The organism is Kitasatospora sp. NPDC006697 (assembly GCF_042869935.1).
Taxonomy (GTDB): Bacteria; Actinomycetota; Actinomycetes; order Streptomycetales; family Streptomycetaceae; genus Kitasatospora.
Window position 1 is genome coordinate 188004 of the sequence record NZ_JBIAGU010000004.1, and the last position, 20798, is coordinate 208801.

At 72.6% G+C, this 20798-nt stretch carries 22 protein-coding genes; 15 read left to right on the top strand and 7 right to left on the bottom strand.

Translation table 11 applies throughout. From position 1 onward, the window contains the following. Positions 1 to 119 precede the first annotated feature (119 nt). The 4 genes from ACFYNO_RS07915 (at position 120) to ACFYNO_RS07930 (ending at position 4384) form a co-directional block, all read left to right on the top strand. Entirely contained in the window at positions 120 to 2087 is a 1968-nt protein-coding gene (locus ACFYNO_RS07915; protein ID WP_388007046.1) for a protein kinase, read from the top strand. 55 nt (positions 2088 to 2142) lie between these two features. Then, the gene (locus tag ACFYNO_RS07920) at positions 2143 to 2337 is read left to right on the top strand and encodes a DUF6104 family protein (protein ID WP_388007049.1); all 195 of its coding nucleotides are present in this window, start codon (positions 2143 to 2145) and stop codon (positions 2335 to 2337) included. Between the two features lie 200 nt (positions 2338 to 2537). Then, positions 2538 to 3452 carry a DUF4097 domain-containing protein gene (locus ACFYNO_RS07925; protein WP_388007052.1) on the top strand — a complete coding sequence of 305 codons (915 nt, stop codon included), beginning with the start codon at positions 2538 to 2540 and terminating at the stop codon, positions 3450 to 3452. Further along, positions 3449 to 4384 (top strand): helix-turn-helix transcriptional regulator, encoded by a 936-nt coding sequence (locus ACFYNO_RS07930; protein WP_388007055.1) that lies wholly within the window; start codon positions 3449 to 3451, stop codon positions 4382 to 4384. The genes ACFYNO_RS07925 and ACFYNO_RS07930 overlap by 4 nt, the downstream gene beginning before the upstream one ends. A gap of 104 nt (positions 4385 to 4488) precedes the next feature. Here the strand turns inward: ACFYNO_RS07930 and ACFYNO_RS07935 are convergent, their stop codons facing one another. The 3 genes from ACFYNO_RS07935 to ACFYNO_RS07945 form a co-directional block, all read right to left on the bottom strand. Further along, entirely contained in the window at positions 4489 to 5241 is a 753-nt protein-coding gene (locus tag ACFYNO_RS07935) for a dienelactone hydrolase family protein (protein ID WP_388007058.1), read from the bottom strand. Positions 5242 to 5403: 162 nt separating this feature from the next. Then, positions 5404 to 6366, bottom strand: a complete 963-nt coding sequence (locus tag ACFYNO_RS07940; RefSeq protein ID WP_388007061.1) for a zinc-binding dehydrogenase — start codon at positions 6364 to 6366, stop codon at positions 5404 to 5406. Positions 6367 to 6460: 94 nt separating this feature from the next. Then, the gene (locus ACFYNO_RS07945) at positions 6461 to 7657 is read right to left on the bottom strand and encodes an NADP-dependent malic enzyme (protein ID WP_388007064.1); all 1197 of its coding nucleotides are present in this window, start codon (positions 7655 to 7657) and stop codon (positions 6461 to 6463) included. Positions 7658 to 8288: 631 nt separating this feature from the next. On the opposite strand from ACFYNO_RS07945, the gene ACFYNO_RS07950 reads away from it, so the two are divergent. From ACFYNO_RS07950 to ACFYNO_RS07970, 5 genes are all read left to right on the top strand, one after another. Continuing rightward, positions 8289 to 9221, top strand: coding sequence for an ABC transporter substrate-binding protein (locus tag ACFYNO_RS07950; protein WP_388007067.1), 933 nt, complete (start codon positions 8289 to 8291; stop codon positions 9219 to 9221). Positions 9222 to 9441: 220 nt separating this feature from the next. After that, entirely contained in the window at positions 9442 to 10356 is a 915-nt protein-coding gene (locus tag ACFYNO_RS07955; RefSeq protein ID WP_388007070.1) for an ABC transporter substrate-binding protein, read from the top strand. 15 nt (positions 10357 to 10371) lie between these two features. Next, positions 10372 to 11349, top strand: a complete 978-nt coding sequence (locus ACFYNO_RS07960) for an amino acid ABC transporter permease (RefSeq protein WP_388007073.1) — start codon at positions 10372 to 10374, stop codon at positions 11347 to 11349. 38 nt (positions 11350 to 11387) lie between these two features. Next, a complete protein-coding gene (locus tag ACFYNO_RS07965; protein WP_388007553.1) occupies positions 11388 to 12140 on the top strand; it encodes an amino acid ABC transporter ATP-binding protein in 753 nt (250 codons plus the stop codon). A 143-nt stretch (positions 12141 to 12283) separates the two neighbouring features. After that, positions 12284 to 12886: a CGNR zinc finger domain-containing protein gene (locus ACFYNO_RS07970; protein WP_388007076.1), complete on the top strand. Its 603-nt coding sequence runs from the start codon at positions 12284 to 12286 to the stop codon at positions 12884 to 12886. A 15-nt stretch (positions 12887 to 12901) separates the two neighbouring features. On the opposite strand, the gene sodX is transcribed toward ACFYNO_RS07970, so the two are convergent. Further along, positions 12902 to 13378 (bottom strand): nickel-type superoxide dismutase maturation protease, encoded by a 477-nt coding sequence (sodX, locus tag ACFYNO_RS07975; RefSeq protein WP_388007079.1) that lies wholly within the window; start codon positions 13376 to 13378, stop codon positions 12902 to 12904. 200 nt (positions 13379 to 13578) lie between these two features. On the opposite strand from sodX, the gene sodN reads away from it, so the two are divergent. From sodN to ACFYNO_RS07995, 4 genes are all read left to right on the top strand, one after another. Further along, entirely contained in the window at positions 13579 to 13974 is a 396-nt protein-coding gene (gene sodN / locus ACFYNO_RS07980; protein ID WP_388007082.1) for a superoxide dismutase, Ni, read from the top strand. A gap of 110 nt (positions 13975 to 14084) precedes the next feature. Next, positions 14085 to 14561, top strand: a complete 477-nt coding sequence (locus ACFYNO_RS07985; protein WP_388007085.1) for a GNAT family N-acetyltransferase — start codon at positions 14085 to 14087, stop codon at positions 14559 to 14561. 247 nt (positions 14562 to 14808) lie between these two features. Then, positions 14809 to 15231 carry an anti-sigma regulatory factor gene (locus tag ACFYNO_RS07990; RefSeq protein WP_388007088.1) on the top strand — a complete coding sequence of 141 codons (423 nt, stop codon included), beginning with the start codon at positions 14809 to 14811 and terminating at the stop codon, positions 15229 to 15231. Positions 15232 to 15574: 343 nt separating this feature from the next. Next, positions 15575 to 16498 carry an RNA polymerase sigma factor SigF gene (locus ACFYNO_RS07995; RefSeq protein ID WP_388007556.1) on the top strand — a complete coding sequence of 308 codons (924 nt, stop codon included), beginning with the start codon at positions 15575 to 15577 and terminating at the stop codon, positions 16496 to 16498. A gap of 64 nt (positions 16499 to 16562) precedes the next feature. Here the strand turns inward: ACFYNO_RS07995 and ACFYNO_RS08000 are convergent, their stop codons facing one another. After that, positions 16563 to 17003 carry a hypothetical protein gene (locus ACFYNO_RS08000; protein ID WP_388007091.1) on the bottom strand — a complete coding sequence of 147 codons (441 nt, stop codon included), beginning with the start codon at positions 17001 to 17003 and terminating at the stop codon, positions 16563 to 16565. A 51-nt stretch (positions 17004 to 17054) separates the two neighbouring features. On the opposite strand from ACFYNO_RS08000, the gene ACFYNO_RS08005 reads away from it, so the two are divergent. Together ACFYNO_RS08005 and ACFYNO_RS08010 are read left to right on the top strand one after the other, a co-directional pair. Next, a complete protein-coding gene (locus ACFYNO_RS08005) occupies positions 17055 to 18026 on the top strand; it encodes a diacylglycerol/lipid kinase family protein (RefSeq protein WP_388007094.1) in 972 nt (323 codons plus the stop codon). Between the two features lie 377 nt (positions 18027 to 18403). Next, positions 18404 to 18655: a WhiB family transcriptional regulator gene (locus ACFYNO_RS08010; protein ID WP_014138019.1), complete on the top strand. Its 252-nt coding sequence runs from the start codon at positions 18404 to 18406 to the stop codon at positions 18653 to 18655. Between the two features lie 33 nt (positions 18656 to 18688). On the opposite strand, the gene ACFYNO_RS08015 is transcribed toward ACFYNO_RS08010, so the two are convergent. Further along, a complete protein-coding gene (locus ACFYNO_RS08015) occupies positions 18689 to 18835 on the bottom strand; it encodes a hypothetical protein (protein WP_388007097.1) in 147 nt (48 codons plus the stop codon). A 191-nt stretch (positions 18836 to 19026) separates the two neighbouring features. Next, entirely contained in the window at positions 19027 to 20544 is a 1518-nt protein-coding gene (locus ACFYNO_RS08020) for a sensor histidine kinase (protein WP_388007100.1), read from the bottom strand. Positions 20545 to 20798 lie beyond the last annotated feature (254 nt).

Sequence of the window (20798 nt, forward strand, 5' to 3'; positions counted from 1 at the left end):
CTCGGTGCCCGATCGCAACGATCCGGGACTGATCCGACGCGAGGTCCTCTGACATCACGTCAATAACGGTGCGGGGCCCGGCCTGAAATCAGGCCGGGCCCCGCGCTACTCTCTGCGCCATGCCCGCTGACGAGTCGCGCCCCGCCATACCCCTGCCCCCGGTCTTCCAGCCGCTGCTGCCGGACGACCCGGCCGAGGTGGCCGGCTACCGGTTGTTCGCCCGGCTGGGTTCGGGCGGGATGGGCCGGGTCTACCTCTCCTACACGCCCGGCGGCCGGCCGGTGGCCCTCAAGGTGGTCCGGCCCGAGTTCGCCGAGGACCCGGAGTTCCGCCGCCGGTTCGGCCAGGAGGTGGCCAACGCCCAGCGGATCCACGGCCTCTACACCGCCCAGGTGATCGACTCCGGCACCACCGCGCAGGCGCCCTGGCTGGTCACCGCCTACGTGCCCGGCCCCTCGCTGCAGCAGGTGGTTCGCGAGCACGGGCCGCTGCCGGTGCGCACCGTGCTGCTGCTGCTCGGCGGCATAGCCGAGGCGCTGCAGGCGATCCACAGCGTCGCCGTGGTGCACCGCGACCTCAAGCCGGCCAATGTGCTGGTCGCCTCGGACGGGCCGCGGGTGATCGACTTCGGCATCGCCCGGGCCGCCGACGCCACCGCGCTCACCGGGACCGGCTACCGGATCGGCTCGCCCGCCTTCATGGCGCCCGAGCAGGCCCAGGGCGGCGCGGTCACCCCCGCCACCGACGTCTTCGCGCTGGGCGCGCTGACCGCCTACGTGGCGAGCGGGGTGCAGCCGTTCGGCGAGGGGCCGGAGACCGCCGTGCTCTACCGGGTGGTGCACGAGCCGCCGGAGCTCTCGGGGGTGCCGGCCGACCTGCGCGACCTGGTGCTGCGCTGCCTGTCGAAGGCGCCGCAGGACCGGCCTAAGCCGGCCGAGATCATCGAGGTGGCGCGCAACCACCCTGCGGTGGGCGGGCAGTTGCGGTTCGCCGACGACTGGCTGCCGTCGCCGGTGAACACCGAGATCACCCGGCGCTCCGACCTGCCGCGCACGCCGCCGCGGGCGGTGCCGGCGATGCCCGCGATGCCGGCCGCCGCGCCGACCGTGGGGGCCGGCGGAGCGGCCGGCGTGGCCGGGGCCTCCGGGATGCCGGGCACGCCGCCGCCGATGCCGACCGCGCCGCCGGCCGGTGCGCCCGGGCCGGCGACCGGGACGGGCACCGCTCCGCTGCCGCCGTACCCCGGCACCCCGCTGCCGCCGCCCGCTGCGGCGCCGGCCCAGACCCAGCCGACCATGCGGCTGACGCCCGCCCCGGCCGCGGCGCCCGCGCCGGCCCCCGCCACCGCGGCCGAGCGGCCCCACCGCCGCGGCAGCGTCTCCTGGAAGACCCTGCTCGTCGTCGCCCTGGTGATGGCGCTCGGCGGTGCGCTGACCGCGGTGCTGCTGACCCGCGGCGACGGCAAGTCCGGCAGCACCGGCACCGGCGACCACGCGGGCAGCAGCGTCGCGCCGACCGGTCCGCCCACCGCCCAGCAGCCGGTGGTGATCGCCCCGACCACCCCGGGCACCACCGCGGGCGACAGCGGCCCGGCGGTCTCCGCCCCGCCCACCAACGCCTCCGGCAGCCCGGTCGCCGGGGTCTCCGCCACCGGCGGACCGGCCGGCTGGACTCCGCTGATCAGCAAGGTGGAGCTGGACATCCCGGCCTCCGAGTACGCCTCGAGCGCCTACCGGGTGGACCTGACGGCGGGCAAGCTGGTCGCCTCGGGCACCGGCGGCAAGTGGCTGCTGGAGCTGCGCTCCGACAACTCCGGCAGCGCCCGGGCCGCGGGCTTCGGCCCCGCCGGCGACGACGACTCGGACTACGCGGTGATCACCGACCCCTCGGTGACGCCCAGCCAGTGCGACACCGCGATCGACACCCACCCGGACTCCGACCTGAGCTTCGCCCACGCCGCCGCGGGCCGGCTGCTCTGCATCCGGGACCGCTCGACGCACACGGTCGCGATCGCGGCGATCGAGTCGACCAACGGGCAGACCGGCGAGGTCAAGCTCTCGGTGAGCAGCTGGCAGGGCAGCAACTGAGCCCTTCCGAGCCCGTCTATCCTGGCCGGGTAACCACCCGACACCACTGAGCACCGTGCGGAGCAGAACCGTGTACTTCACCGACCGCGGCATCGAGGAGCTGGCGAGCCGGCGCGGCGACGAGGAGGTCACCTTCGAGTGGCTGGCCGAGCGCCTGCGCGAGTTCGTCGACCTCAACCCGGACTTCGAGGTCCCCGTGGAGCGGCTGGCCACCTGGCTGGCCCGGCTGGACGACGAGGACGAGGACTGACACCGCCGTGCGGCACGAAGGGCCCGGGAGGCAACCGCCTCCCGGGCCCTTCGCAATTCGGCTCGGCGGAATCGGGCGAAGCCGCTTGACTCCACCGCCACGCGATATATCGTGTCTCTGGAGAGAACGCGATACATCGCGACTTGCCGGATCGTCGCCACTCCAGCGTACGACGGCGGCCGCGCACGGGAGGAGCAGAAATGAGCCAGTGGACTGTCAGCGAGCCCGAGCAGATCACCCTGGACGGGCCGGTGCGGTCGGCGCAGATCCGGATCATCGGCGGCGCCGTCAACGTGGTCGCGGCCGAGGGCCCGAGCCGGCTGGAGATCAGCGGCCTGAAGGGCGAGCCGCTGCAGGTCAGCCTGGAGGACGGGGAGCTGGTGGTCACCTACCCCAACCTCTCCTGGAACGACTTCGGCCCCAGCCTGAAGTCGGTGGACGCCGTCAAGGACCTGTTCGCCTCCTGGAAGCGCAAGCGCGAGGCCGTGGCCGTGGTCTCGCTGACCGTCCCGGCCGACGCGCAGGTGAAGGTCGGCACCGTCAACGCCGAGACCACGCTGACCGGCCTGAAGGCCGAGTCCACCGTCTACGGCGTGGCCGGCGGCACCACGCTGGTCGGCCTGGCCGGCCGCACCGAGGCCTCCACCGTCTCCGGTGACGTGGCCGCCGAGTCGGTCGCCGGCGAGCTGCGGCTGAAGTCGGTCTCCGGCGACCTGACCGTGGTGGCCGGCACCGCCACCACCGTCCGGGCCGGCACCGTCGGCGGCGCCGTCACCCTGGACCTGGCGGGCGCCGCGCCCGCCGACATCAAGGTCAACACCGTCAACGGCGACGTCGCGGTGCGGCTGCCGCGCCCGGCCGACACCACGGTCGACGCCGGCTCCACCAACGGCCAGTTCTCCACCGCCTTCGATGAGTTGAAGGTCGGCGGCAGCTGGGGCGCCAAGAAGCTCACCGGCACCATCGGCACCGGCGCCGGCAAGCTCCAGGTCGCCACCGTCTCCGGCGCCATCTCGGTGCTCGGCCGGCCGGAGCCGGAGGACGACGGGCCCAGCCTGACCAAGGAACTGACCTCCGGTCCGGCCGCCGCCTCCGACGAGGAGGAGCAGGCATGAGCAACGTCTTCGCCCACGGCCGGCTGCGCCTCTACCTCCTCAAGCTGCTCGACGAGTCGCCCCGGCACGGCTACGAGGTGATCCGGCTGCTCGAGGAGCGCTTCCAGGGCAGCTACGCGCCCTCCGCGGGCACCGTCTACCCCCGGCTCGCCAAGCTGGAGCAGGAGGGCCTGGTCGAGCACTCCACCGAGGGCGGCCGCAAGGTCTACCGGATCACCGAGGCGGGCCGGCGGGAGCTGGCTGACCGTCAGGCCGACCTGGCCGAGCTGGAACTGGAGATCAACGCCTCCGTCGCCCAGCTCGCCGACGCCATCCGCGCCGACGTCCGCGACTCCGCCAAGGACCTGCGCGAGGAGCTGCGCAACGCGGCCCGCAGCGCCCGCCAGCCGGAGGACCCGGCCGGCGCCACCTGGCAGCGCACCCGCGACGAGTTCGCCGAGTTCAAGGCCCAGGCCAAGCGGGCCAAGGAGCAGGAGAAGCTCGCCAAGGAACAGGCCAAGCGCGCCAAGGAGGAGGCCCGCAAGGCCCGCGAGCAGTCCCAGGCGGTCCGCCAGGCCGCCCAGCAGGAGGCCCTGCGGATCAAGAGGCGGGTCGAGCAGCAGTTCCGTGAGCACGCCGGCGCGGGCGACTGGCCGACCGGCCTGAGCGAGGGCATCTCCGAACTCACCAAGGGCCTGGCCGGCCTCGCCGACCCCTCCCGCTGGGGCGCCGCCCCGCCCCCGCCGCCGGCCCCCCAGGACATCCCCGGCTGGGCCGAGACCGACCCCGCCGCCGACCCGGCCCGCGAACTCGACCGCCTCCTCGACCGCTTCCGCGACCAGGTCCGGGACGCGGCCCGCGACGGCAGGACCGCGGTGACCCCGGCCCAGCTGGCGGAGGCCCGCGCGGTCCTCGGCGAGGCGGGGGAACGGCTGCGCCGGCTGCTGGGCTGAGCCGGGCGCTGCCGCACGGTGGGGCGACCCGGACTCCGGGTCGCCCCACAGCTGTCCTGCCGGGAGCGTGACGCCGAACCGGTCCCACCGCCCTGGTGGGCCACTCAGCCCTCTGAAAGTCGATCAGCCCGACTTCCCATGGGCATGCACTCCTCGAGCAGCGCCACGAGGTCGCGCCACACCCGCCGGGCGTGCAGCGGGTGGTGGGCGACCCCCGGCACCACCTCCTGCTCCACCGGCGGATGGTGGAAGGCGTGCTGCGCTCCGCCGTAGACCACCAGGCGCCAGTCGACGCCAGCCGCCTGCATCTCGGCGGCGAACGCGTCCCGCTGCTCGGCGGGCATGATCGGGTCCTCCGACCCCACCCCCGCCCACACGGGGCAGCGAATCCGCTCCGCCTCTCCCGGCCGTCCCGTGGTCAAGGCGTTGACCGTCCCGATCACCCGCAGCGCGGCCCCCGCCCGCCCGAGCTCCAGCGCGATCGCACCCCCGGTCCCGAACCCGATGGCGGCGACCCGGGCGGGGTCGGCCCGCGGCTCGTCCCGGAGCACGCCGAGCGCCGCACCCCCGATGTCCCGCAGCCGCTCGGGGTCGGCGAGGAGCGGCATCACGCGGTCCAGCATCTGCTGCGGATCGGTGAACCAGTGCCCGCCGCCATGGAGATCGAACGCCAGTGCCACATAACCGAGTTCGGCGAGCGCATCAGCCCGTCGCCGCTGCACGTCGTCGAGGCCGGGCCCCTCGGGCCCGAGCAGAACGGCGGGCCGGGGGCCGGTGCCGGGCGGGAGCGCGAGGTGCCCGATCATGGTCAGGCCGTCGGCGGGGTACTCGACCGTGCGTGTCGTCACCGATGTCATGGAACCGAAGCTAGTGACGCCCGGGGCTCGGGTGGAGTGCCCTTCACCATCGGCGGAACGGAGCTACCGGCTTTCGCCGTCGGCGAAACGACGAGCCGGGCGGCAGGGGCCGATGGGCGCGACTTCTCTGCGGCGCGACCCCGCCCCGCCCCTCAGCGCCCCCTACGGCCGCAGCACCAGCTTCCCGAACACGTCCCCCTTCTCCAGCCGCGCGAACGCCTCCCGCGCATCCCCCAGCGCGTACGCGGAGTCCACCACCGGCCGCACGCCCGTCGTGGCGCAGAGCGAGAGCAGGGCCGCCAGTTCCTCCTTGGTGCCCATGGTCGAGCCGACGACCTTCAGTTCCAGGAAGAAGATCCGGTTCAGCTCCGCCGACTTCGGGCTCGGCCCCGAGGTCGCGCCCGAGATCACGATGGTGCCGCCCGGCCGCAGCGACTTCACCGAGTGGGACCAGGTGGCCGCGCCCACCGTCTCCATCACCGCGTGCACCCGCTCCGGGAGGCGCGCGCCGCTCTCGAAGACCGCGTCGGCGCCCACCGACAAGGCGCGCGCCCGCTTGGCCTCGTCGCGGCCCGTCACCCAGACCCGCAGGCCCGCGGCCTTGCCGAGGACGATCAGGGCGGTGGCGACGCCGCCGCCGGCGCCCTGGACGAGGACGGTCTGGCCGGGCGTCACCCCGGCGTTGGTGAAGAGCATCCGGTAGGCCGTCAGCCAGGCGGTGGGGAGGCAGGCGGCCTCCTCGAAGGAGAGTTCGGCCGGCTTGGGCAGCAGGTTCCAGGTCGGCACCGAGACCTGCTGGGCGAAGGTGCCCTGGTACCGCTCGGTGAGGATGGAGCGCGGCTCGTCCGGCCCGACGCCGTGGCCGCTCTGGCCGATCACCGAGTGGATCACCACCTCGTTGCCGTGCTCGTCGATCCCGGCCGCGTCGCAGCCCAGGATCATCGGCAGGCGCTCGGCGGGCAGTCCCACGCCGCGCAGCGACCAGAGGTCGTGGTGGTTGAGCGAGGCGGCCTTGACGGTGACCGTGGTCCAGCCGGGCCGGGCCTGGGGCTCGGGGAGCTCACCGATCTCGAGGCCGGAGAGCGGGTCGTCGGGGCTGATGCGGGCGGCGTAGGCGGCGATCATGTCCCGGACACTAGCCCCGACGGCCGGGGCCCGGAACCACGCCGGAGTGTGACCTCCGCCGCGTGTCCCGGGCCCCCGGAGCGTGCAGGCGCGATCAGGCGCGCGCCACGCCCTCGCGCCGCGCGGCCTCGGCGACCGCCAGGGTGACCGCCGGCGCGACCCGCGGGTCGAACGGCGAGGGGATCACCTTCTGCGCCGTCAGCTCGCCGGCCACCACACCCGCCAGCGCCTCGGCGGCGGCCAGCTTCATGCCCTCGGTGATCCGGGAGGCCCGCACCGACAGCGCGCCCGCGAAGATGCCCGGGAACGCCAGCACGTTGTTGATCTGGTTCGGGAAGTCGGAGCGGCCGGTGGCCACCACCGCGGCGTACCTGTGCGCCACCTCGGGGTGGATCTCCGGGTCGGGGTTGGCCATCGCGAAGATGAAGCAGCCCTCGGCCATGGTCGACACGGCCTCCTCCGGCACGGTGCCGCCGGAGACGCCGATGAAGACGTCCGCGCCGGCCAGCGCGTCGGCCAGCGAGCCCTTGAGGCCGGCCTTGTTGGTCAGCCCGGCGATCTCGGCCTTGACGTCGGTCAGATCCTCGCGGCCCTGGTGGACCACGCCGCGCCGGTCGCAGACCGAGACGTCGCCGATGCCGGCCGCGACCAGCATCTTGGCGATCGCGATGCCGGCCGCGCCCGCGCCGGAGATGACGGCCCGCAGCGAGCCGATCTCCCGGCCGGTCAGCTTGGCCGCGTTCCACAGCGCCGCGGTGGTGACGATCGCGGTGCCGTGCTGGTCGTCGTGGAAGACCGGGATGTCCAGCGCGTCCTGCAGCCGGCGCTCGATCTCGAAGCAGCGCGGCGCGGAGATGTCCTCCAGGTTGACGCCGCCGAAGGACGGGGCCATCCGCACCACGGTCTCGACGATCTCGTCCACCTCGGTGCAGGCCAGCGCGACCGGCACCGCGTCCACGCCGCCGAACTGCTTGAACAGGATCGCCTTGCCCTCCATCACGGGGAGCGAGGCGGCCGGGCCGATGTCGCCCAGGCCGAGCACGGCGGTGCCGTCGGTGACCACCGCGACGGTGTTGGCGACCCAGGTGTACTCGTGCACCAGGTCGGGCTGCTCGGCGATGGCGGTGCAGACCCGGGCGACGCCGGGGGTGTAGGCGAGGGACAGGTCGTCCGCGTCGCGCACCGGCACGGTGGCCGCGACCTGCATCTTGCCGCCGCGGTGCAGCGCGAACACGGCGTCGACCGGATCCGCGGTGTCCTCGGTACGAGGGTGAATGATCTCCGCTGCCACGATGACCTCTTTGTCATGAATCAGCGAGGGCGCGCTGTGCCCGAACAGCGTGCAAGGGCTCTCGGGCGGCAGTCGCCCTCGAATGAGGGTGTTGGGGTGTGTGTTCCGCACGGTGGACCCGGCTCAGTGCTTGCCGGATCGTTTCGACCGGCCTGAGCCTAGGGCGGGATCACGGCATCGCACCGGTGCCTTGATTCCTCGTCACGCACTGTTCACGCACACCCGGAGGAGTGAACCACAGCCCCGGAGGGGAGGTGGCGACGCGGTTACGGAGTCGCGGTGAGACGACTTCCGGTCCTCGGCGCCCCGGCCCTGTCGCGAGCCGGCGGGTCTGTTGGTTCGGGTATCGGGGATCACCCGATAGCGAATTCTGACACACCCGCCGGTCGGCCCGGCAGGGCGGGATGCGAGGATCACACTCCAGGACCCTACGCCGGACCTCGTAGGACACCGGTCGCGCATCGCTCAAGCCGCGGCCGCACAGGGCAGACCCGAGGTCCCGCTGCACACCCAGGCAGCCGGCAGCACGCGGACCTTCATCCTCCGTTCTCCCCGCATTCAGCGAGGACGGAGCCTCCGCCGTCCCCTCCCGCACCCACCCCCTTCCCTCCCTCAGGAAGCTTCCTCCGCCATGGACCACGGCACCCCTCCCGGCTTCGCCATGCCCAGACGAGCCGCCCGCCCCGCACTCAGCGTGACCGCCGCCGCCCTGCTGCTGGCCGGCTGCGCCAGTACTCCGCCCCCCGCCGACTCCCCCGCCGCACTGCGTGCCCTGCTCCCCAAGGCGGTCCGCGGCAGCGGCGTCCTGCGGATCGGCGCCGCGCTGAACTACCGCCCGGTCGACTTCCGGGACGACGACGGTGCCCCCGCCGGCCTGGACATCGACCTGGCGAACGCGCTGGCCGGCCGGCTCGGCCTGAAGGCGCAGTTCACCGGGCAGCCCTTCGACACCCTGATCCCGGACGTCCAGCAGCACCGGCTCGACCTGGCGATGGCCGGCGTGGTCGACACCCGCCGGCGCGAGGCCGGCGTGGACGCCGACGGCAGGCAGACCGACCCGGGCGTCGACTTCGTCGACTACTTCCTCACCGGCACCGCGATCGTGGTCCGGTCCGGCGATCCCCTGGGCATCGTCACCCTGGACGACCTGTGCGGCCGCCGGGTCGCCCTGCAGCGCGGCACCATCCAGGCCGAGATCGCCGCCCGGCAGGCCGCGGTCTGCCAGAAGACCGGCAAGGAGCTGACCGTCGACCAGTTCGACACCGACGACCAGGCGCTCGCCGAGCTGGCCTCCGGCCAGGCCGCGGCCGGCCTCCAGGACTACCCGGTGGCGACCTGGGACACCCGGCCCGGCAACAGCCGCGGCCAGTTCCAGGTGACCGGCGCGATGCTGCAGACCAGCCCCTACGGCATCACCGTCAACAAGGCCGACACCGGTCTGCGGGACGCCCTGGCGAAGACGCTGGACCAGCTGATCACCGACGGCAGTTACGGCACCATCCTGGACAAGTGGGGCGCGCAGGGCGGCGCGCTGCCCTCCTCGGAGGTGAACGGCGGCTTCTGACCTGGGCTCGGATGCCGACGCGAGGTCAGCTCCACCGTCCCCAATGTCCGCACTGCACCTCTCCGTTACACATTTTTGATCTGCCGGATCGACCGTTCGGCAGGTCCGCGATGGCAAGATCTCTCGCACCAGTGGGCGGAGAGTGGACCACCCGACCACTCTCCGCCACCGCGGTCTGTTCCGCCTCACCTTCCCACCGGAGGCCCCCTTGAGCACCCGCATGCGCCGAACCCGACCGGCCGCAGCCTTCGCCTCGGCCCTGACCGCCACGGCCCTCGCCCTCACCGCCGCCGGCTGCAGCAGCAGCGGCGGCGGTTCCGCGTCCGGGACCGTGTCCATACCCACCCCGACCGCCGTCGCCTCGCTGGTCGCCCAGCTCCCACCGGACGTCAAGTCCGGCGGGAAGCTGGTGGTCGCCACCGACGCCTCCTACGCGCCCAACGAGTTCAAGGACGCGAGCGGGAACATCGTCGGCATGGACGTCGACCTGGCCAAGGCGATCGCCCAGACCCTCGGCCTGACCGCCGACGTGCAGAACGCCACCTTCGACTCGATCATCCCGGGCATGACGGCGCAGAAGTACCAGATGAGCCTCAGCTCCTTCACCGACACCAAGGACCGCGAGGCCAGCGTCGACATGGTCACCTACTTCAGCGCGGGCACCGGCACCGCCGTGAAGAAGGGCAACCCGAACAAGGTGGACCCGAGCGACCTGTGCGGCAAGAAGGTCGCCGTGCAGACCGGCACCACCCAGGCCGACGAGATCAAGAACGTGATCAACCCGGCCTGCCAGAAGGCCGGCAAGCCGACCGTCCCGAACGACGGCGACAAGTTCGACCTGCAGACCGACGTGACCACCGCCCTGGTCTCCGGCCGCGACGACGCGATGCTCGCCGACTCCCCGGTGGTGGACTACGCGGTCCAGCAGACCAACGGCCAGCTGCAGACCCTCGGCTCGGTCACCGACACCGCGCCCTACGGCGTGGTGCTGCCCAAGGGCACCGCGCTGACCCAGGCCGTCCAGGGCGCCGTCCAGTCGCTCATGGCCAACGGCATCTACCAGGACATCCTCAAGAAGTGGGGCGTCCAGGCCGGTGCCGTGACCACCTCCTCCGTCAACGCCGCGACCAGCTGACCCCGGGGCTACACCGTGAACCCACCGCACCAGGGGACGGCGGAGGAGGGGCGGCCGCAGACCATCGCGGCCGTCCCGGTCCGCCACCCCGGACGCTGGGCGGGCGCCACCGTCGTCGCGGTCCTCGCGCTGATGCTGGTGCACGCCCTGATCACCAACAAGCAGTTCCAGTGGCACGTGGTCGGCCGCTACCTCTTCTCCCCGTCGATCCTGCACGGGCTCGGCACCACCCTGGAGCTCACCGCGCTGTCGATGCTGATCGGCGTGGCCGGCGGCACCCTGCTGGCCGTCATGCGGCTCTCCGCCAACCCGGTGCTCTCCGCCACCGCCTGGTTCTACATCTGGGTGTTCCGCGGCACTCCGGTCCTGGTCCAGCTGCTCTTCTGGAACTTCCTGGGCGCGCTCTGGCTCCGGCTCTCGGTCGGCGTGCCGTTCGGCGGCCTGTTGGGCCTGGCGGACGGCGGCGCCTTCTGGTCGGTGGACACCAACAAGCTGATCCCGCTGTTCGCCGCCGCACTGCTGGGCCTGGGCCTCAACGAGGCCGCCTACATGGCCGAGATCGTCCGCGGCGGCATCCAGTCGGTGCCGGCCGGCCAGACCGAGGCGGCGCACGCGCTGGGCATGAGCCAGTCGGCCACGCTGCGCCGGATCGTACTGCCGCAGGCGATGCGGGTGATCATCCCGCCGACCGGCAACGAGACCATCTCGATGCTGAAGACCACCTCGCTGGTCTCCGCGATCTCGCTGGAGGAGCTGCTGCGGGCCGGCGAGAACGTCTACGCCCGCACCTTCCAGACCATCCCGCTGCTGGTCGTGGTCAGCCTCTGGTACCTGCTGCTGACCTCGATCCTGACGGTCGGCCAGTACTACCTGGAGCGGCACTTCGCCCGCGGCGCCAACCGGGTGCTGCCGCCGACCCCGCCGCAGCGGCTGCTGAAGCTGCTGCGGGGCGCGGCCGGCCCGGCCGGCGCCCCGATCGGAGGTGCCCGGTGACCGCCCCCGCCGACAAGATCCCCGGCTGCGGGATCCCGATGCTCCGGGCCGAGTCGCTGCACAAGTCCTACGGAGCGGTGCCGGTGCTGCGCGGCGTCGACCTGGAGGTGCACCCCGGCCAGGTGTTCGTGCTGGTCGGCCCGTCCGGCTCGGGCAAGTCCACCTTCCTGCGCTGCGTCAACCACCTGGAGAAGTACGACGCCGGCCGGCTCTGGGTGGACGGCGCGCTGGTCGGCTACCGGGAGCACCGCGGCCGGCTGCACGAGCTGCGGGAGCGCGAGGTGGCGCTGCAGCGCCGCGAGATCGGCATGGTCTTCCAGCACTTCAACCTCTTCCCGCACCTGACCGCGGCGCAGAACGTCGCCGAGGCGCCGGTGCAGGTCCGCGGCGAGTCGCGGGCCTCCGCCCGGGAGCGGGCGGCGGAGCTGCTACGCAGGGTCGGGCTGGCCGACAAGGCGGACAGCTACCCGGCCCAGCTCTCCGGCGGCCAGCAGCAGCGGGTGGCGATCGCCCGGGCGCTGGCCATGCAGCCCAAGCTGATGCTCTTCGACGAGCCCACCTCGGCGCTCGACCCGGAGCTGGTCGGCGACGTGCTGGACGTGATGCGGCGGCTGGCCGAGGAGGGCATGACCATGGTCGTGGTGACCCACGAGATGGGCTTCGCCCGGGAGGTCGGCGACGCGCTGGTCTTCATGGACGGCGGCCGGGTGGTCGAGTCCGGCCACCCGCGCGAGGTGCTGACCGACCCCAAGCACGAACGGACCAGGGCCTTCCTCTCCAAGGTGCTCTGACCGACTGCACGGTGCTCCGACCGGCTTCACGGTGCCCTGACCGGCCCGCCGTGACCCGCGCCGCGGGTCCGGGCCACCCGCCGCACCGGACGGCGTAATAGGCTTAAGGCGACTCACCAATTACCGCTCCCTCGGAGGACCCCGTGGAGCTCGCCCTGTACGCCGACTACGCCGTCCGGCTGGTCAACAGCGAGGAGCCGGACCGCGGCACCGACGCGCTGACCGGCCCGGATGCCGTGCGCCTGCTCTTCGGCAACCCGGACTCGGACGCCGCCCGGCTGGCCACCGAGGCCGACCTGCCCCCGATGCGGGCGCTGCGGGCCAAGCTGCGCGCGGTCTTCGAGGCCGCCGCGGCCGGCCGGGAGACCGCCGGGGTGGACCTCCTGAACGAACTGCTGGCCGAGTACCCGGTCAGCCCGCAGGTCTCCGGCCACGACCACCTGGACGACAGCGGCCGCCCGCGCTGGCACCTGCACCTGGCCGACCACGCGCCGACCGCCACCGCCAACTACGCCGCGGTGGCCTGCATGGGCCTGGCCATCCAGCTGACCGAGCTGGGCGCGGACCGGCTCGGCATCTGCCAGGCCGCGCCCTGCCGCAACGCCTACCTGGACACCTCCACCAACCGCTCCCGGCGGTACTGCTCGGACCGCTGCGCCACCCGGGCCAACGTCGCCGCCTACCGGGCCCGCAAGCGGGCCGAGCAGGCCGGGCAGCCGGCCCGGGAGGGCGCCGCGGCCGGCTGAGCGGCCACGGGCGTCCTACAGCTCCGGGCTGAGCCGCCGGAACACCCCGAACCGCGCCGCCAGCCAGGGCACCCGCCCGAGCGGCCAGCGGCAGAGCGCCTTCTCCAGCCAGCTGGCCGGCGCCAGCCAGACCACGCTGGGGCTCACCCGCAGCAGCACCCGGCCGAGCACCAGCTCGTGCGGCACGCAGCCGAAGTCCCGGCTGTCGTTGCCCAGGAACTGGTTGTCCGACAGCAGCCACCAGCCCCGCGTCCGCAGCTCCGCGGCCCGCTTCACCAGCAGCAGGTCCTGCCGCATGGGGTGGCGCACCAGCACCACCGCCCCGGGCCGCACCCGGGCCCCGTACCGCACCACCACCCGGTCCCCGTGGTAGAGCGTGGGGACCATCGAGGGCCCGTCCACATCCACCAGTCCGACCGGCAGTACCCCGCCCCCCGTGCGGACCACGGGTTCTGGGCCTGCGTCAGTGTCCCGCCGCCGCAGTGCCGCCATGCTGCCCACCTCCTCGTCGTGCCGTTGCGGTCAGTGGAGCCGCCAGCGGCTCCGGTGTCCAGCATCCCGCATGCACAACGCCTGCCCGATATCGACCGGTTCCGACTCGGCCTTTTGCCTTAGGCCCCCGTCCCCGCCATGAGTTCCGGCACCCGGCGGGGTAGTCTCGGCGCGGGAAGACGATCTAAGGAAGGACTCCCATGTTCTCTCGTCTGTTTGCGCCGCGAGTCACCGCTCACGCCCACTGCGACCTGCCCTGCGGTGTCTACGACCCGGCCCAGGCCCGGATCGAGGCCGAGTCGGTGAAGGCCACTCAGGAGAAGTACCAGGCCAACGAGGACGCCGACTTCCGCACGCGCGCCATCATCATCAAGGAGCAGCGCGCCGAGGCCGTCAAGCACCACCTGTCGGTGCTGTGGAGCGACTACTTCAAGGCCCCGCACTTCGAGAAGTACCCGCAGCTGCACCAGCTGTTCAACGACGCCCTGAAGGCCGCCTCGGCCACCAAGGCGTCGAACGACCCGGCCACCGGCCAGGCGCTGCTCGACCTGATCGCCCAGATCGACAAGATCTTCTGGGAGACCAAGCAGGCCTGAGGCCCGCTGCCCCCGGCGGCGCCGCGCACTCCGCACCCGGAGCGCGCGGCGCCGCCGCGTCGTTCCCGGGCCCGGCCGGCTCCCGGACCGGGTCGACTATGGTCGATGGCATGATCCGCAACGCCGTCGTCGAGGACGTCCCCACCATCATCGAACTGATCCGCGAGCTGGCCGAGTACGAACGGGCGCTGCCCGAGGCGCAGGCCACCGAGGAGCAGCTGCGCGAGGCGCTGTTCGGCGAGCAGCCGGCCGTGTACGGGCTGATCGCCGAGGACGACGCCACCCTGGAGACCGTCGGCTTCGCCCTGTGGTTCCGCAACTTCTCCACCTGGAAGGGCACCCACGGGATCTACCTGGAGGACCTCTACGTCCGCCCGGCGCACCGCGGCGGCGGCCACGGCCGGGCGCTGCTCGCCGCGCTGGCCCGGATCGCCGTGGAGCGCGGCTACCAGCGGTTCGAGTGGAGCGTGCTGGACTGGAACGAGCCCTCGATCGGCTTCTACAAGTCGCTGGGCGCGGTGCCGATGGAGGAGTGGACGGTCTTCCGGCTCTCCGGCGACGCGCTGCGCGAGCTGGGAGCTTCCTGACAGTCCGGAGCGCTCCGGTGACCCCGCGCGGGGGAATCCGGTCGCGGGTCGCGACATCTCTCGGCCGATCGCGGTAACGTCTCGGCGGACGGCCCGCGTCCGGCGCCACCGCGGCGGGTAGTACTCCGTTGGTGCCGTACGTACCGCACCACCCCTCAAGACAGTTGGGGCGAAGCAGTTGAGCCAAGCAACAGAAGGTGCCCAGATCCCCCGGGCCCAAGCACAGCGCGTCACCCAGGAGGTGAGGGTGTCCCAGATCGACGGCGCTCCCGAGGAGCCGGCGGCGAACGACTTCGTCGAGGTCCGGCTGCCCGCCCAGGGTGCGTACCTCTCGGTGCTGCGGACGGCCACGGCCGGTCTCGCGGCGCGGCTGGACTTCACTCTGGACGAGATCGAGGACCTGCGGATCGCGGTGGACGAGGCCTGCGCCATCCTGCTGCAGCAGGCGGTCCCCGGTTCGGTGCTGTCCTGCGAGTTCCGGCTGGTCGGCGACGCGCTGCGGGTGACCGTGTCGGCCCCGACCACGGACGGCCGGGCCCCCGAGCGGGACACCTTCGCCTGGACGGTGCTCTCCGCACTGGCCGGCGAGGTGGAATCCTCGGTGGCCGAGGACCGCACGGTCAGCATCAGCCTGCACAAGAAGCGCGGCGGGACCCTGCTCCAGCCATGACGCGGCCGTCGGGCGGACCGGGCCGGTCCGCCCCGTCCGCCCGAGCGGACCGACAGCACTCCCGTCACCCGGCCGGGTCGCGGAACAATCAATGTGATGGCCCGGTCGCGGCTGCGGACCGGGCGCTCCCGGAACGGAACGGGGGATCACCGTGAGTGATCTGGATCGCAACTCCACCGTCGGGCCGCGGCCCGCGGAGGACCTGCCGGTGGACGCGCCGTCCACCGGCGGTCCGGCCGCGGCCGTCAGCGCCACCCGGCGCCGTACCGTGCCGGCGCAGTCCGGCGGGTCCGCCGCCGGGCCCGCCCCCTCCCATGACGCGCACCCGAAGGACTCCCAGCGGATGAGCCAGCCCACCGACCCGACGCCGGACGGCGCGGCGGCCGTGCCGCCGCCATCCGGCGGATCCCAGCCGCACCCGCGGCGGGCCGCGGAGCACGGCGAGGAGGAGCTGGCGGACGAGCTGCGGGCCGCGGTGCCGCCGCAGGGCGCGGACCGGCACCGCACCGGCGCCCCGGACCGGGAGGCCGCCCGGGCGCTGTTCGTGCAGCTCTCGGTGCTGCCGGAGGGCTCGCCGGAGCGGGTCGAGCTGCGCAACCAGCTGGTCCGGATGCACATCCCGCTGGTCGAGCACCTGGCCCGGCGGTTCCGCAACCGCGGGGAGCCGCTGGACGACCTGACCCAGGTCGCCACCATCGGCCTGATCAAGTCGGTGGACCGGTTCGACCACGAGCGCGGGGTGGAGTTCTCCACCTACGCCACCCCGACCATCGTGGGCGAGATCAAGCGGCACTTCCGGGACAAGGGCTGGGCGGTCCGGGTGCCGCGCCGGCTGCAGGAGCTGCGGCTGTCGCTGACCACGGCGACCAGCGAGCTCTCCCAGCGGCACGGCCGCTCCCCCACGGTGCACGAGCTGGCCGAGCACCTGGGGATCTCCGAGGAGGACGTGCTGGAGGGCCTGGAGTCGGCCAACGCCTACTCCACCCTCTCGCTGGACGTGCCGGACAGCGACGACGAGTCGCCGGCCGTCGCCGACACCCTGGGCGCCACCGACGAGGCGCTGGAGGGGGTCGAGTACCGCGAGTCGCTGAAGCCGCTGCTGGCCCAACTGCCGCAGCGGGAGCAGAAGATCCTGGTGCTCCGGTTCTTCCGGAACATGACGCAGTCGCAGATCGCCGCCGAGGTGGGGATCTCCCAGATGCACGTGTCGCGGCTGCTGGCCCGCACGCTCGCCCAACTGCGGGACAAGCTGCTGGTCGAGGAGTGACCGACCGAAGCATGCGCCGGGGCGCGCGCCGTATGGCGCGCGCCCCGTTCGTGCGTCGGTGCTCCTACTCCTGCGGCCCGTCCTGCCGGTAGAGCACCTCGGTGACCCTGGGGTTGAGCAGCAGCACCAGCCCGGCCAGGCCCGCCAGGCCGACCAGCACGCCGAGCGCCGCCATCAGGCCGCCGGCCCCCCACATGAACCAGGCCACCGGCAGGCAGAGGGTGTGGATCAGCACGGCCGGCGTGCGCCCCCAGCGCTGCAGCCGCAGCAGCCCCCGGCCGGCCAGCAGCGGCAGCAGCCCGAGCAGCAGGATCACCACCCCGCCGTACTCGGCCAGGCCCTGGTTGCGGGTGCTCTCCACCAGCCCGGCCACGATGATGTAGAGGCCCCAGACCACCAGGGCGGAGCCCTCCACGACGGTCAGTGCCACGCCGGCCAGCAGCGGAGTGGGGCGCGCGGGGCGCGCGGCGGGGGCGGGAGCAGCGGGCGAGGATTCTGCGGTCACTCCAGCAGGGTAGCCGCCGACCGCCCGGCGCCGAGCCTTAGGCTGATCCTCATGCGCGCGCTCCTGGTCGTGAACCCGAAGGCCACCACCACCAGTGGCCGGACCAGGGACGTGCTGACCCACGCCCTGCGCAGCGAGCTGAAGCTCGACGTGGCGGCCACCGAGTACCGCGGCCACGCCCGGGACCTCGGCCGGGCGGCGGCGGCCGAGGGCACCGTCGACCTGGTGGTGGCGCTGGGCGGCGACGGCACGGTCAACGAGGTGGTGAACGGCCTGCTGGCGCACGGGCCGGGCGAGCGGGTGCCGCGGCTGGCCGTGGTGCCCGGCGGTTCGACCAACGTCTTCGCCCGGGCGCTGGGCCTGCCGAACGATCCGGTGGAGGCCACCAGCGTGCTGCTGGACGCCCTGGCGGCGCGCCGCGAGCGGGCGATCTCGCTGGGCAAGGCGATGACGGCCGGCCTGCCGGACCGCTGGTTCACCTTCACCGCCGGCCTGGGCTTCGACGCCGGGGTGGTCGGCCGGGTCGAGGAGCAGCGCCGCAGCGGCCGGCGCTCCACCCACGCGCTCTACGTGCGCGAAGCGCTGCGGCACTACGTGACCGAACGTGAGCACCGGAAAAACGGCCCGGTGACGCTCGAAATCCCGGGCCGGGCACCGCAGTCCGGCCTGGTGATGTCAATAGTGTCGAACACCTCACCGTGGACTTTCCTGGGCAACCGCCCGGTGCTCCCCTCCCCTTCCGCTTCCTTCGAGACCGACCTGGACGTCTTCGGCATCACTCGAATGACAGCGTTCGGAACGGCTCGCACGATCCGTCAGATTCTGCGCCCGCACACACCTTCGGACGAGGCCGGCAAGGCCGCCGGTCCGACCGGCAAGCACGTCGTCTCCTATCACGACGTCCGGCACTTCACCTTGGTTTCTCAGGAACCGTCCCCGTTTCAGGTCGACGGGGACCACCTTGGAGACAGAAGCCGCGTCAGTTTCACAGGCGTACGGCGGGCACTGCGTGTGATTGTGTGACCAGAAGGGGGTCCCGCCCTTCTTCTCGAACGTGCGAGCCCCCTTCACCCCATAGAAGTACTGCCTGTGAGGTAGGCGACACCGAAGAATCAAAAATTCCTCCTCGAAGGGGGTTGTATCCAAGCCCGAGGTTTGCGAACCTCTACATGGCGATCGGGACGCGTCGCAGCGGGACAGCGAGGCGACCCACTGGTTCATCCCACTCAGCCTCCGGCTGGGGATCTCCCAGGATTCGCCCGAACCCCCCTCAGCACAGACCTTCTGGCCGTAGAGGCCTTTGGTCCCTTTTGCCGTTGTGGGATTCGTGAAAGCGTTCACATTCACAAGCCATCGATAGTGCCGGGGCCACCGCCGCCGGCAGGAGGAGTTGGACGACCATGGACTGGCGCCACCGCGCTGTCTGCCGCGAAGAGGACCCGGAGCTGTTCTTCCCGATCGGGAACACCGGTCCTGCTCTGCTGCAGATCGAGGAAGCCAAGGCCGTGTGCCGCCGTTGTCCGGTCATGGAGCAGTGCCTGCAGTGGGCACTGGAGACCGGTCAGGACGCCGGCGTCTGGGGCGGCATGAGCGAGGACGAGCGTCGTGCGATGAAGCGCCGCGCTGCCCGCAACCGCGCCCGCACCGCCTGAGCGATCGCACCCACGTCGATCGCTCTCCGTTAGTCAGCAGTACTCGATCAACACATGATCACAGGCTTCGACCGCCACTCCGTCGAAGCCTTCCGCAGGAGAAACCGCGCCCTGGCACTCGGCCGGCGCGGCCAACCGACGCTGCGACTCACCTCGGTCCTGATACTTGCCACTGCTCACGCAGAGCAATATCGTGGACCTGGGACGCTCACCGTACGCAAGGACGGGGCGGGCGTCTCGCCCACAGAGCCCCCGTTCCGACCGACTCCCCCCGACGGCCGGAACGGGTTGAGAGGCCCTGCCGACCCTCCCCCCCGGTCGGCAGGGCCTCGTTTCTTCTCCCCGCCGACTCTTCTCCGCGCCGGCCCCGGCTACCTGACCGGGATCTCCAGCACCACCTTGGTGCCGCCGCCGGGCGCCGCGACCATGTCGAAGCTGCCGCCCAGCTCACCGGTGGCCAGGGTGCGGACGATCTGCAGCCCGAGGTTGCCGGCCTGCTGCGGGTCGAAGCCCTCCGGCATGCCGCGGCCGTCGTCCTGAACGGTGATCAGCAGGTACTCCTCGGGCTTGGTCCCGCCGTTCCAGCTGTCCGACCAGCCCTTGCCGGTGGCCGGCGCCCGGCCGCGCAGCGCGCTCACCTCGACGGTGCCGCCGTCCCGGCCGCCGAACGCGTGTTCCAGGGCGTTCTGCAGAAGCTCCGTCAGCACCATCGCCAGCGGGGTGGCCACCTCGGCGGAGAGGATGCCGAAGGAGCCGCTGCGCCGGGCGGTCACCTGGCCGTCCTGGGACAGCTCCATCACCATCGCCAGCACCCGGTCGGCGATCTCGTCGAAGGCGACCTGCTCGTCCAGGGTCTGCGAGAGCGTCTCGTGCACGATGGCGATCGAGCCGACCCGGCGGACCGCCTCGTCCAGCGCCCCTCGGGCCGAGTCGTCGCCGAGCCGGCGGGACTGCAGCCGCAGCAGCGCCGCCACCGTCTGCAGGTTGTTCTTCACCCGGTGGTGGATCTCCCGGATGGTGGCGTCCTTGGTCATCAACTCCCGGTCCCGGCGCCGCAGCTCGGTGACGTCGCGGCAGAGCACCAGCGAGCCGGTCTGGGTGCCCTTGGGCTTGAGCGGGATCGCCCGCAGCGAGACCACCCCGCCCTGCGCCTCCACCTCGGCCTGCCGGGGCGCCCAGCCGCTGGCCAGCTTGACCAGCGCCTCGTGCACCGCACCGCGGGTCGGCGGCACCAACTCGGCGGTGGTGCGCCCGAGGTGACCGCCCACCAGATCGGTGGTCAGGCCCAGCCGGTGGTAGGCCGAGAGCGCGTTCGGGCTGGCGTAGGTGACGATGCCGTCGGCGTCCAGCCGGATCAGCCCGTCGCCGACCCGCGGGGCGGCGTCCATGTCCACCTGTTCGCCCGGGTAGGGAAACGTTCCTGCGGCGATCATCTGGGCCAGGTCGGAGGCGCTCTGCAGGTAGGTCAGTTCCAGCCGGCTCGGGGTCCGCACGGTGAGCAGGTTGGTGTTGCGGGCGATCACGCCGAGCACCCGGCCGTCCCGGCGGACCGGGATCGACTCCACCCGGACCGGCACCTCCTCGCGCCACTCCGGATCGCCCTCCCGGACGATCCGGCCTTCGTCGAAGGCGGCGTCGAGCAGCGGGCGGCGGCCGCGCGGGACCAGGTGGCCGACCATGTCGTCCTGGTAGGAGGTCGGGCCGGTGTTCGGCCGCATCTGGGCGACCGAGACGTAGCGGATGCCGTCCCAGGTGGGGATCCAGAGCACCAGGTCGGCGAAGGAGAGGTCGGAGAGCAGCTGCCACTCCGAGACCAGCCGGTGGAGCCATTCCACGTCGGCACCGGTGAGGGTGGTGTGGCGGCGGACGAGTTCGTTCAACGAGGGCACAACGTGAGCGTAGCCAACCGGTGGCCGGGCGGCGCCCCCAAGGTTGTCCAGACCAATTTCCGGCTCCTTCTGGACAACCCAGATTGGTCTAGTCCACAATGGAAACGCACCAAGGAGAGACCACCGCGCAACTGCCCTGACCGCGCGCGGCCTCTCCGCGGTCGGACCGCTCGGCACCGGGATCCCGCACAATTCCGGCGCCGGCCCCGCGGTCCGACGACAGCTTCGGGCTGCGGCGCTGCGTGGGTTGAGGG

What these genes read in the sequence shown, in the direction of transcription:
- ACFYNO_RS07915 (WP_388007046.1), top strand. Translation starts at nt 120, where the DNA reads ATGCCCGCTGACGAGTCGCGCCCCGCCATACCCCTGCCCCCGGTCTTC.
- ACFYNO_RS07925 (WP_388007052.1), top strand. Translation starts at nt 2,538, where the DNA reads ATGAGCCAGTGGACTGTCAGCGAGCCCGAGCAGATCACCCTGGACGGG.
- ACFYNO_RS07930 (WP_388007055.1), top strand. Translation starts at nt 3,449, where the DNA reads ATGAGCAACGTCTTCGCCCACGGCCGGCTGCGCCTCTACCTCCTCAAG.
- ACFYNO_RS07935 (WP_388007058.1), bottom strand. Translation starts at nt 5,241, where the DNA reads ATGACATCGGTGACGACACGCACGGTCGAGTACCCCGCCGACGGCCTG.
- ACFYNO_RS07940 (WP_388007061.1), bottom strand. Translation starts at nt 6,366, where the DNA reads ATGATCGCCGCCTACGCCGCCCGCATCAGCCCCGACGACCCGCTCTCC.
- ACFYNO_RS07950 (WP_388007067.1), top strand. Translation starts at nt 8,289, where the DNA reads ATGGACCACGGCACCCCTCCCGGCTTCGCCATGCCCAGACGAGCCGCC.
- ACFYNO_RS07955 (WP_388007070.1), top strand. Translation starts at nt 9,442, where the DNA reads ATGCGCCGAACCCGACCGGCCGCAGCCTTCGCCTCGGCCCTGACCGCC.
- ACFYNO_RS07965 (WP_388007553.1), top strand. Translation starts at nt 11,388, where the DNA reads ATGCTCCGGGCCGAGTCGCTGCACAAGTCCTACGGAGCGGTGCCGGTG.
- sodX (WP_388007079.1), bottom strand. Translation starts at nt 13,378, where the DNA reads ATGGCGGCACTGCGGCGGCGGGACACTGACGCAGGCCCAGAACCCGTG.
- sodN (WP_388007082.1), top strand. Translation starts at nt 13,579, where the DNA reads ATGTTCTCTCGTCTGTTTGCGCCGCGAGTCACCGCTCACGCCCACTGC.
- ACFYNO_RS07985 (WP_388007085.1), top strand. Translation starts at nt 14,085, where the DNA reads ATGATCCGCAACGCCGTCGTCGAGGACGTCCCCACCATCATCGAACTG.
- ACFYNO_RS07995 (WP_388007556.1), top strand. Translation starts at nt 15,575, where the DNA reads ATGAGCCAGCCCACCGACCCGACGCCGGACGGCGCGGCGGCCGTGCCG.
- ACFYNO_RS08005 (WP_388007094.1), top strand. Translation starts at nt 17,055, where the DNA reads ATGCGCGCGCTCCTGGTCGTGAACCCGAAGGCCACCACCACCAGTGGC.
- ACFYNO_RS08010 (WP_014138019.1), top strand. Translation starts at nt 18,404, where the DNA reads ATGGACTGGCGCCACCGCGCTGTCTGCCGCGAAGAGGACCCGGAGCTG.